This is a genomic window from Methyloversatilis sp. S146-33, assembly GCF_059552495.1.
The window spans coordinates 39,304-50,193 of the sequence record NZ_JCANOT010000035.1 but is presented as its reverse complement, the minus strand read 5'-3'; the positions used below and the strand labels follow the sequence as shown (position 1 = coordinate 50,193).

Annotated in this window: 11 protein-coding genes; 7 read left to right on the top strand and 4 right to left on the bottom strand. The window is 69.2% G+C overall.

What is annotated here, in order from left to right; translation table 11 throughout:
• The coding region (locus AC51BJ_RS14495) for an FAD-dependent monooxygenase (protein WP_496280694.1) at window positions 1–1,129 on the bottom strand (1,129 nt) is incomplete at its 3' end.
• Complete coding sequence (gene pepP, locus AC51BJ_RS14490; RefSeq protein ID WP_430435074.1) at window positions 1,126–2,439, bottom strand: Xaa-Pro aminopeptidase; 1,314 nt, start codon at window positions 2,437–2,439, stop codon at window positions 1,126–1,128. The genes AC51BJ_RS14495 and pepP, both read right to left, overlap by 4 nt.
• 138 nt (window positions 2,440–2,577) lie before the next feature.
• On the opposite strand from pepP, the gene AC51BJ_RS14485 reads away from it, so the two are divergent.
• The 7 genes from AC51BJ_RS14485 (at window position 2,578) to AC51BJ_RS14455 (ending at window position 9,057) form a co-directional block, all read left to right on the top strand.
• Complete coding sequence (locus AC51BJ_RS14485; protein WP_430435073.1) at window positions 2,578–3,258, top strand: thermostable hemolysin; 681 nt, start codon at window positions 2,578–2,580, stop codon at window positions 3,256–3,258.
• Window positions 3,255–4,724 (top strand): AMP-binding protein, encoded by a 1,470-nt coding sequence (locus tag AC51BJ_RS14480; RefSeq protein WP_496280693.1) that lies wholly within the window; start codon window positions 3,255–3,257, stop codon window positions 4,722–4,724. The genes AC51BJ_RS14485 and AC51BJ_RS14480 overlap by 4 nt, the downstream gene beginning before the upstream one ends.
• Complete coding sequence (locus tag AC51BJ_RS14475) at window positions 4,711–5,379, top strand: iron-containing redox enzyme family protein (RefSeq protein ID WP_496280692.1); 669 nt, start codon at window positions 4,711–4,713, stop codon at window positions 5,377–5,379. Before AC51BJ_RS14480 ends, AC51BJ_RS14475 begins: the two co-directional genes overlap by 14 nt.
• Window positions 5,376–6,188: an SDR family oxidoreductase gene (locus AC51BJ_RS14470; protein WP_430435071.1), complete on the top strand. Its 813-nt coding sequence runs from the start codon at window positions 5,376–5,378 to the stop codon at window positions 6,186–6,188. Before AC51BJ_RS14475 ends, AC51BJ_RS14470 begins: the two co-directional genes overlap by 4 nt.
• Entirely contained in the window at window positions 6,185–6,829 is a 645-nt protein-coding gene (locus AC51BJ_RS14465) for a tetratricopeptide repeat protein (RefSeq protein ID WP_430435070.1), read from the top strand. Before AC51BJ_RS14470 ends, AC51BJ_RS14465 begins: the two co-directional genes overlap by 4 nt.
• 69 nt (window positions 6,830–6,898) lie before the next feature.
• Complete coding sequence (locus AC51BJ_RS14460; RefSeq protein ID WP_496280696.1) at window positions 6,899–7,579, top strand: response regulator; 681 nt, start codon at window positions 6,899–6,901, stop codon at window positions 7,577–7,579.
• Window positions 7,579–9,057: a sensor histidine kinase gene (locus tag AC51BJ_RS14455; RefSeq protein WP_496280691.1), complete on the top strand. Its 1,479-nt coding sequence runs from the start codon at window positions 7,579–7,581 to the stop codon at window positions 9,055–9,057. The genes AC51BJ_RS14460 and AC51BJ_RS14455 overlap by 1 nt, the downstream gene beginning before the upstream one ends.
• A 6-nt stretch (window positions 9,058–9,063) precedes the next feature.
• Here the strand turns inward: AC51BJ_RS14455 and murU are convergent, their stop codons facing one another.
• Together murU and AC51BJ_RS14445 are read right to left on the bottom strand one after the other, a co-directional pair.
• Window positions 9,064–9,744, bottom strand: coding sequence for an N-acetylmuramate alpha-1-phosphate uridylyltransferase MurU (murU, locus tag AC51BJ_RS14450; RefSeq protein WP_496280695.1), 681 nt, complete (start codon window positions 9,742–9,744; stop codon window positions 9,064–9,066).
• An 8-nt stretch (window positions 9,745–9,752) separates the two neighbouring features.
• Complete coding sequence (locus AC51BJ_RS14445) at window positions 9,753–10,757, bottom strand: aminoglycoside phosphotransferase family protein (RefSeq protein WP_496280690.1); 1,005 nt, start codon at window positions 10,755–10,757, stop codon at window positions 9,753–9,755.
• Window positions 10,758–10,890 lie beyond the last annotated feature (133 nt).

Here is a 10,890-nt window from a genome sequence, read left to right as displayed (position 1 = left end):
GCGCCGGCGGACAGGCGTCGAGCAGGGCGAGCGCGGCACCGCGGGCGTGACCGGCGAGCGGGCCGAGCAGCGGATGGCCGGCTCCGATGCCGAAGATACGCACCAGCGCGTCGGTGAAACCGCCAGTCGCTGCGCGATCGGTGCGGCGCAGCCGGCCGTAGCGTTCGAGCACGTCGGCAATATCGCCCTCACCGCGTGCCAGCACCGGCAGCAGGCACTCGGCCAGCTGGCCGACGTCGCGCAGCGCGAGGTTAAGCCCCTGGCCGGCCACCGGATGCAGCGTCTGGGCGGCATTGCCCAGCCACACCTGATGTCCGCGTACGACCTCGGCGCGCATGCGCAGCGTCAGCGGCCAGGCGCTGCGCGGGCACAGCGCGGAGAACTGCACGCGGCCGCCGAGCGCGGCCGACAGCCGTGCGAGGAACTGCGCATCCGGTTCGTCGCGCAGTGCGGTGGCTTCGGCCGCCGCACAGGTGAATACGACGGCGTAGTCGCGGCCGCAGGGCAGCAGCGCGACCGGACCGTCCGGCGTGAAGCGCTCGTAGGCGACGTGACCGTGCGGACGCGCCGGCGTCGCCAGCGCGATCACCGCGTGCTGGCCGTAGTCGCGGCTGCGCGCCAGCGCCTCGTCGTCGGCGATGCGGCCTTCGCACCAGATCAGCACACGGGTGCGGAAGGTGCCGGCGGCGGTGTCAACCTGCACGAAGTCGCTGTCCTCGCGTGCGCCGGTGACGGCGAGCGCGTGCCGCACATCGAGCCCGAGCGCCTGCGCGCGGCTGCGCAAGGCACGCACCACGGTGCCGGCGCGGGCGACGTGGCCCAGCGCGTCGAGGCCGTAGTCGGCGGCGCGCAGTTCGGTGCGGCCGAAATGACCGCGCTGCGAAATGTGGATGGTGCCGATCGGCGTCGCGTCGGCGGCCGGCCAGGCCTGCAGCGTGCGCAGGATGTCGCGCGAGCCGGCCGACAGCGCGATCACCCGCGTGTCTTCCAGCGCGCGCTCGGCCGGGCCGGCATCAGCGACAAGTACCTGCAGACCGGCGGCGCGCAAGGCGCAGCCGGCGGCCAGCCCGACCGGGCCGGCGCCGACGATGAAGGCATCGAGCGGCGGTGCGACGACGACCTCGCTCATCCGCGCGCCTCGGCCATCACGGCTTCGATGTCAGCGATGGTCTTGGGCGCGGCGGCGGTGTAGATGTCGCAGCCGTCGGCGGTGACGATGACGTCGTCCTCGATGCGGATGCCGACGTTCCAGAAGGCCTCGGGTACGTCGTCGGCCGGGCGGATGTAGCAGCCAGGCTCGACCGTCAGCACCATGCCCGCTTCGAGCGTGCGCCATTCGTTCGGGCCGCCGCCGCGCGGGCGGTACTCGCCCGCGTCATGCACGTCCATGCCCAGCCAGTGGCCGGTGCGGTGCATGTAGAAGCGGCGGTAGTCGCCCTTGTCGATCACTTCGTCGAGCGAACCCTTGAGCAAGCCGAGGTCCAGCATGCCCTGCGCCAGCACCTTGACCGCGGCGTCGTGGTAGTCGATGAAGCGCGCGCCCGGCTTCACTTCGGCGAAGGCGGCGGTCTGTGCATCCAGCACCAGCTGGTAGACGTCGCGCTGTGCGGCGTTGAAGCGGCCGCTGACCGGCCAGGTGCGGGTGATGTCCGAGGCGTAGCCGCCCAGTTCGCAGCCGGCGTCGATAAGCAGTAAATCGCCGCCGTGCAGTTCGGCGTCGTTCGACACGTAGTGCAGCACGCAGGCATTGGCGCCGCCGGCGACGATGGAACCGTAGGCCGGCGCTTCCGAACCGCTGCGGCGGAATTCGTGCAGGATTTCTGCCTCGATTTCGTATTCCATCGCGCCCGGGCGGGTGGCCTGCATCGCCCGCCGGTGGGCGCGGGCGGAAATGTCGGCGGCGCGGCGCATCAGCGCCTGTTCGTGCAGGTCCTTGATCAGCCGCATGTCGTCCAGCGGCTGGCGGATGTCCAGCAGTTCGGACGGCGCCTGACGGCCGGCACGCACCTGCGCGCGCACCGCGTTCAGCGCCGCCATCATGCGCTGGTCCCACGCTGCGTCCTCGCCGATCACGTAGTGCAGGCGCGGCTGGTTGGCCAGCAGCTCGGGCAGCGTCGCGTCCAGTTCGGCATACACATGGGCTTCGTCGAAGCCGAATTTCTCGCGCGCGGCGTCCGGGCCATGGCGCCAGCCGTCCCAGATTTCCCTTTCCTCGTTCTTCTCGCGGCAGAACAGGATGCTGCGCGGACTGTCGCCGGCGATCAGCACCAGTACGGCCTCCGGTTCGGCAAAACCCGTCAGGTAGTAGAAATAACTGTCGTGGCGGTAGCCGTAGTGGGTGTCGCGGTTGCGAGCGCGTTCGGGGGCGGTGGCAATGACGGCCACGCCCGATCCCATGCGTTCGATCAGGCGGGCGCGGCGTTCGGAATAGGGATGCATGTCGGGTTCCGGCTTTCGTTCAGGACGTGAGTTTAGGGCTTCCGGCGCCGGAAACGTTCTGTTGCAGGCCGGCCAGGACAGTTAAGGGCCGGTTAATCTTCAGCCCCGAGCATGCCTCCATCGAAAAGGAGGCAAGCGATGCCGCACACCGCCGCGCTGATTGCACTGACCCCGCTGCAGGCCCGTTCCGGAGGCGCCGCTTCGCTGCGCGCCTGCGTGATCGGGCTGCGTATGCCGGACGAAGAGGGCGAACCCGTTCTGGAAGTGGTCGGCCACGGCCACCCGGCGCGGGCCTCGCTCGAACGTTTCATCGCCGGCTGCTTCTTCCGCAGCTACGGCGCGGTGATCCGGCATTTCGCCGACACCCTGCTCGGTGTACGCGGTGCCGACGGCCAGTGGCAGGCGGCGCTCGGCTATTCGCTGCCGGTGGCAAGACCGCATGTGTTCGTCGAACAGTATCTCGACCTGCCGCTTGAACAGGCGCTGTCGGCGGTGCTGCGCGAGCCGGTTGCGCGTGCGGCGCTGGCCGAGGTCGGCAATATGGCGGCGACGTCGGCCGGCATGGGGCGGCGGCTGATCGCGCTGGCCACCCGCCACCTGTACGCGCGCGGACTCGACTACGTGGTGTTCACCGCCACACGCGCACTGGCCAATTCCTTTGTCCGCCTCGGCATTCCCATCTTCCCGGTGGCGCCGGCCGATCCGGCGCGGCTGCACGACGGCGAAGAGGGCTGGGGCAGCTATTACCGCAACAGCCCGACCGTCATGGTCGGCCGCATCGTCAGCGGCCTGCACACCGTGGGTGAGCAGGCGGCATGAGCGGCGAACAGCAGTCGCCGTCATTCGCTGGCTGCGATGGCGTGCTCGACGCTGGCACTGTGGCCGCGCGCGTCGACGCACTGGCGCGCGAACTGAGTGCGCACGACGGCGAAGTCGTCGCGCTGCTCGCCGACAACGGGCCGGACTGGCTGATTGCCGACCGCGCGGTACGCCTGGCCGGGCGCGTGCTGCTGCCGCTGCCCACCTTCTTCACCGACGATCAGTGCCGGCACGCGCTCGACGCGGCCGGTGTGCGCCTGCTGCTGACCGACGACGCGGCACGCGCCGCCGTGCTCGGCGCCGGATGTGTCGCGCCGGCCCGACCCGCCGCGCTGTCACTCTTCTGCCGCAGTGACGCGTCGGCGGTAACGCTGCCGTCGGGGACAGCCAAGATCACCTTCACCTCGGGTACCACCGGTCAACCAAAAGGCGTATGCCTGAGCGCGGAGCAGCTGTCGGCGGTCAGCCGGTCGGTGGCCGATATCGCGCGTGAGCTCGGCATCCGTCGCCACCTTTGCATGCTGCCGCTGGCCGTGCTGCTGGAGAACGTCGCTGGCGCCGATGCGGCCTGGCTGGCCGGCGCGCAGTGCGTCGTGCCGCCGCTGGCCGAGGTCGGCCTCAGCGGCTCCAGCCGTTTCGACGTGCGTGCGGCGCTGGCGGCGCTCGAACGCTGGCAGCCCGACAGCCTCATCCTGCTGCCGCAGATGCTTACCGCGCTGGTGGCGGCGGTCGATGCCGGGCTGCCATTACCGCGCGGGCTGAAGCTGGTGGCGGTTGGTGGCGCGCGCGTGTCGCCCGACCTGATCGCGCGGGCGCGCGCACTCGGCATTCCGGCCTGCGAGGGCTACGGGCTGTCAGAAGCGGGGTCGGTGGTGGCGCTCAATCTGCCGTCGGATCCGCCGGGCGCCGTCGGGCGAGTATTGCCGCATCTGCGTGTCGCACTGTCGGCGCGCGGCGAGATCCTGGTCGATGGCCCGCGGTTGCCCGGCTATCTCGGTGCGCCGGCGCTGCCGGACGGACCTCTGCCGACCGGCGACATCGGCCACCTGGACCCGGCCGGGCGGCTGCACGTGACCGGCCGGCTCAAGCACCAGATCATCACCAGCTTCGGCCGCAACGTGTCGCCCGAGTGGCCGGAAGCCGAGTTGCTCGCCTCGCCCGCGGTGGCGCAGGTGGTCGTCTTCGGCGAGGCGCGGCCGACGCTTGCCGCGGTCATCGTGCCGCGCGGCGATTTGCCGGCCACGGCCCTCGATGCCGCGGTCGCTGCCGCCAACGCGCGCCTGCCCGACTACGCACGCATCGGCGTGTACCTGCGCGCCGAATCCCCCTTTTCCCCCGCCAACGGTCTGGCGACCGACAACGGCCGCGTGCGCCGTGACGCGGTGTGGTCCTGCTACGGCGAACGCATCGCCGATCTGTACGAATGCGGGGAAGCCCGCGGAGAGAACCGACATGTCCTTTCATGAACGCCTGCAACACGAAACCGCTGCCGAACGCGCCCACCTGCTGAGCGCACCCATCATCCAGGACGCGCTGGCCGGCCGCGTCACGCTGCGCCAGTACCGCGCCTTCCTCGGCGAAGCCTTCCACCACGTGCGCCACACGGTGCCGCTGCTGATGGCCTGCGGCGCCCGACTGCCGGCGAAGCATGAGTCGCTGCGCCGCGCCGTGGCCGAGTACATCGATGAGGAAATCGGCCACGAGGAATGGATACTCGACGACATCGTCGCCTGCGGCGGCGACCGCGAAGCGGCGCGCATGTCCGAACCCGCCATCGAGACCGAACTGATGGTGTCCTATGCTTACGACTGCATCGCACGCAAGAATCCGGTCGGCTTCTTCGGCATGGTGCACGTGCTCGAAGGCACGAGCGTGCAGATCGCGACCACCGCCGCCGAGCGCATCGCGCAGACGCTGCGCCTGCCGCCGGCCGCCTTCACCTACCTGAACTCGCACGGCAGCCTGGACCAGGACCACGTGCGCTTCTTCGCCACGCTGATGGATGGCCTCGACGACGAGGACGACCGGCAGGCGGTCATTCACGTCGCGCGTGTCATGTTCCGTCTTTACGGCGACATCTTCCGCGCGTTGCCCACCTGCGACGAGGCGTGCGCGGCATGACCACCGGATTGAAGATCGTGCTGACCGGCGCGGCCGGCGGCATCGGCAGTGCGATGGCGCACGCGCTGGCGCCGCGCGCTGCCGCGCTGCTGCTGGTCGGTCGCGACCCGGTGAAGCTGGCTGCGCTGGCCGACGATCTGGTGCGTCGCACACCCGGCACGCAGGTGCGTAGCGTTGTCGCCGACCTCGGCACGGCCGCCGGACGCGCCGCCGTGGTGATCGCTGCCGAGGCGCTGCCGGGCGGGCCTGACCTGCTCATCAACAATGCCGGTGTCAGCGAGCTGGCCTGGTTCGAGGACCAGTCGGACGCGCAGATCGAACGCATCGTGCACACCAATGTCGTCGCGCCGATGCTGCTGACGCACGCGTTGCTGCCTGCGCTGCACCGTCAGGCGCGGGCGCAGGTGGTCAACGTCGGCTCCATCCTCGGTGACATCGGCCACCCGGGCAGCGTCGCGTACTGCGCCAGCAAGTTCGCACTGCGCGGCTTCACCGAAGCGCTGCGCCGCGAACTGGCCGGCAGCCGCGTGCAGCTGCGCTATCTGGCGCCGCGCGCCACCCGTACCGCGCTGAACAGCCCGGCCCAGGTGGCACTGAATGCCGAGCTTGGCGTTGCCAGCGACGCTCCGGAAGACGTCGCCGTCGAGCTGCTGAAGCTGCTCGACGGTGCACGCGCCGAGCGCCATCTGGGGTGGCCCGAAAAGCTGTTCGTCCGCATCAACCGCCTGCTGCCTTCGCTGGTCGATTCCAGCCTGGCGAAGCAGCTGTCCGTCATCCGTCGTCACGCACAACAGGGAGTCAAATCGTGAACGCATTCTTTCGCGCCTCGTGCGCGTTGTTCGCAGCACTGGTCATTGCACCGGCCTTCGCCGGGGTGGACGAGTCGGTCGCCAAGCTGCAGACCGAGTGGGAACAGATCAAGTACCGGCAACCGGCCGACAAGCAGGAACAGGCTTTCGAGGCGCTGAGCAAGGAAGCGGCGGCGGTGCGCGCCGAACATCCGGACCGCGCCGAAGCGGACATCTGGTACGGCATCATCGTCGCCAGCCACGCCGGCGCGAAGGGCGGGCTGGGGGCGCTGTCGCTGGTCAAGGATGCGCGCTCGGCGCTGGAAAAAGCGTTGGCCAAGAACCCGAACGCGCTCGACGGATCGGCCTACACCAGCCTCGGCTCGCTCTATTACCAGGTGCCGGGCTGGCCGATCGGTTTCGGCGACAAGGACAAGGCGCGCGAACTGCTGACCAAGGCCCTGGCCATCAATCCGAAGGGCATCGACAGCAACTACTTCATGGGCGACTTCCTGTACCGCAACGGCGAGTACGAGAAGGCGCGCGCCTCGCTCGAAGCGGCGCTGCAGGCGCCGGCCCGCCCGAACCGTCCGCTGGCCGACGAAGGGCGGCGCAAGGAGATCGAGGCGCTGTTGGTCAAGGTGCGCGAGAAGCTGAAGTAAGTCGATGTACTGCACGAACGTTCGCCTGGAGCGACAATGACGGCTTTCCGTTACGGCGTGTCCAGACCGATGAAGGTTCTGCTGGTTGAAGACGACGAGTTGCTGGGTGCCGGTATCCGTGATGCGCTCGAACGTGCGCGCTACACGGTCGAGTGGGTGCGCGACGGCGCGCAGGCGCTGGCCGCGTTGCGCGGCGGCGGCGTAGACATGGCGGTGCTCGACCTCGGCCTGCCGCGGCTTGACGGCATGGACGTGCTGCGGCGCGCGCGCGAGGCCGGCGTCACGACGCCGGTGCTGGTGCTCAGCGCCCGTGATACGACGGCGCAGCGCATCGGCGGGCTGGACGCTGGCGCCGACGACTATCTGACCAAGCCCTTCGACCTCGACGAACTGCTGGCCCGGCTGCGGGTGCTCGAACGGCGCACCCGTGGTACCGTGGTAAACCTGATCCGCTACGGCAACATCACGCTGGATACCGCCGGGCTGACGGTGAGCATCGACGACCGGCCGGTCGACCTGCAGCGGCGCGAGTTCATGGTGCTGCGCCGCCTGCTGGAGAACATCGGCCACGTGCTGAGCCGGCAGCAGTTGGTGGAGAACATCTACGGCTGGGACAGTGACCTCGAAAGCAATGCGCTGGATGTGCACATCCACAATCTGCGCAAGAAATTCCACCCCGAACTGATACGCACCGTGCGCGGTGTCGGCTACGTGATCGACCCGCTGCCAGCGACGCGGCAGGGCAAGTGATGCGGCCGTTCCGCGGCATGTCGATACGCGCGCTGCTGCTGGCCGGCAGCGCCATCATCCTTCTGTGCGTGATCGGCACCACCGCGGTGCTGGCGGTGATGGCCGGACAGGATGAGGCGGATGAACTGTTCGATGCGCGTCTGGCCACCTCGGCGCGTGTGCTCGAAAGTCTGCTCGCGCAACAGGTCGAGCACGCCACCATCAATGCCCCGCTGGTCATGTCACTGCCGGGGCCGCTGGCCGACATGGCGCACGAGCATGACGCCGAACTGGCCGGAAAGCCGGGTTTCGCACTGCTGTGGATACTGCAGGAGTGGCTGTTCGGTCATCACGATGTCGAAACGCCGCTCGGACACGAGTACGAGACGCATATCGCCTATCAGGTGTGGAGCGTCGATTTCGGCGGCGCCGCTCATCGCCTGCTGGCGCGCTCGTCGTCGGCACCGGAGAAACCGTTTGCACCGATGAAGCCCGGTTTCAGCGACCACGACCTCGACGACGGCATGTGGCGCGTGTTCGTGCTGCGGGCCGGAGAGGTGTGGGTACAGGTGGGCGAGCGCACCGACGCGCGCGCCGAACTGACGGCCAAGCTGGGCTGGGCCACCGGCGCGCCGCTGCTGGTCGGACTGGTGGTCGTGCTGCTGCTCAACGCGCTACTGATCGGCTACGGTCTGGCCCCGCTGTCCGAAATGACCGAGCGCATCGCGGCCCGCCGCCCGCAGGACGACCAGCCTCTTACGCTGTCGCGCGTGCCGCGCGAAATGATGCCGGTGCTGGGTGCGCTGAACGCGCTGTTCGCGCGGGTGCGCAACACGCTGGAACGCGAGCGGCGCTTCATCGATTCCGCCGCGCACGAACTGCGCACGCCGCTGGCCGCGCTGCGCATCCACGCGCAGAACGCTCGTCGCGCGGAAGACGCGATACAGCGCGACAAGTCGCTCGACAGCCTGCTCGAAGGGGTGGCGCGCACCGTACATCTGGCCGAGCAGATGCTGGCGCACAGTCGCGCCGGCCGCGCCACGCACGACATGGCGGTGTCTCTGCGCGACGTGGTGTCCGACGCGGTGGCGCAGCGGCTGCCCGCCTGCGAATCGAGCGGCCATCTGCTGGCCTTCGAAAGCTGCGGAGATCCGCTGATCATGCGTGCTGACCCCACGGGCCTGTCCAGCATGGCGGGCAACCTGATCGACAACGCGCAGCGTTATGCACCACCGGGGACGACCATCACCGTGCGCCTGGCGCGCGATGGAGACGTGGCACGCCTGGCCGTCATCGATGCCGGGCCGGGTATCCCGCCTGAACTGCGCGAGCGCGTGTTCGAGCCGTATTTCCGCATTCCCGGATCGGCGGGCAGCGGTACCGGGCTGGGTCTGGCCATCGTGCGCGAGGTGGTCGAGCGCTTGGGCGGCGACATCGAACTGCGCGATGCGGACGGTGGCGGCATGCACATCGATCTGCGTCTGCCGCTGGCCGCCTGACCGGTTTCAGCCGTCCTTGCGCGCCAGCGCGTCGACCTCGGTCAGCCGCTTCGGCGTGCCGACGTCGTGCCAGTGGCCGCGGTGCAGCGCGCCGCCGACGCGGCCTTCGCGCATCGCCGCCCGCAGCAGCAGCGCGAGCTTTGCCGGCGCGTCCGGATCGAGGCCGTCGAACAGCGAGGGGTGATAGGCGCCGATACCGGAGAAGGTGAGCCGGCCGTCGTTCTCGTCGTATAGGCGGTCGTTACGCAATACGAAGTCGCCGCCCGGATTGTGTGGCGGGTTGGGCACCAGCAGCAGGTGGGCGAGGTCGCCGTCGGTGTGCAGCACCGATGCGGCCCGCGCGAGGGCCGCGAAGTCGGCGTCGCACCAGATGTCGCCATTGACCACGACAAACGGAGCGTCGCCGAGCAGCTGGCGCGCGTGCGCGATGCCGCCCGCGGTTTCCAGTGCGCCCGCAGGTTCCGCCGACCAGGCGATGCGGACGCCGAGCGCACTTCCGTCGCCGAGCGCCTCGACCAGCTTGTGGCCGAGGTGGGCGTGGTTGATCACAAGGTCGGTGATGCCGGCCGCCCGCAGTGCGTCGATATGCCAGACGATGAGCGGCCGGCCGCCGACTTCGAGCAGCGGCTTGGGCAGGTGGTCGGTCAGCGGGCGCATGCGCTCGCCGCGGCCGGCGGCGAGGATCATCGCTTTCATCAGAAGGTGTAGCCGGCCTGCGGCGTGATGCCTTCAAGACGGTTGAGCAGCCTGGCCAGCGGCGCAAGATCGCGGTAGCGGCTGGCAGTGGCAAGCAGATGCTTCATCACGCGCGGCATGTCTTTCAGGTAGCCGTCCTTGCCGTCGCGGTGGTACAGGCGGGCGAAGATGCCGAGCACTTTCAGGTGGCGCTGTGCGCCCATGAACTCGTAGTCGCGGTGGAAGTCGGCGAAGTCCTCGCGCACCGGCAGGCCGGCGCGCTTTGCGTCCTGCCAGTAGCGGATGAGCCAGTCCAGCGTCTGCTCCTCGTCCCAGGCGATGTAGGCGTCCTTGAACAGGCTGACCAGGTCATAGCTGATCGGGCCGTAGACGGCGTCCTGGAAGTCGAGCACGCCGGGGTTGGGCATCGTCACCATCAGGTTGCGGCTGTGGTAGTCGCGATGCACGAACACCTGCGGCTCGGCCAGATTCACGTCGAGGATGCGGTCGAACACCTCGTACAGCGCGGTCGTCTCGGCCTCCGACAGTTCGGCCTTCAGATGGCGCCCGACGTACCACACCGGGAACAGTTCCATCTCCGCCAGCAGGCGGTCGCGGTCGTACTCGGGCAGCACGCCGGGCCGGCTGGCTTTCTGCATGGCGATCAGCGCGGTGGTGGCGTCGAAATAGAGCGCCGGGGCGTTTTCGGCGTCGAGCACATCAAGATAGGTGGTGCTGCCGAGGTCGGACAGCAGCAGGAAACCCTGTTCGACGTTCTGCGCGCGCAGCGCCGGCACATGGGCGCCGGCTGCCTCGAACAGCGCCTGCACGGCAACGAAGGGGCGGCAGTTTTCCTGCGGCGGCGGAGCGTCCATCGCGATGTGGGTGCTGCCGTCGGGCAGCGTTACCCGGAAATAGCGGCGGAAGCTGGCGTCGGCCGAGGCCGGGCGGATGTCGAGGGTCTGGCCGGGAAACTGCGCCTGCAGCCAGGCAGTGAGCGCGTCGAGGCGCGGGTCTTGGGTCATGTTCGGTGGGTCCGGGGCGGCTGACCGGCGGGCCGGCCTCGCGATCTGCAAATTGTTGCCATCGCCGGCCGGCAACCGGGTCGCGTTTGATAAGATGCGCGATTCTATAACGCGGCTGCGTGCAAGCCGGCGA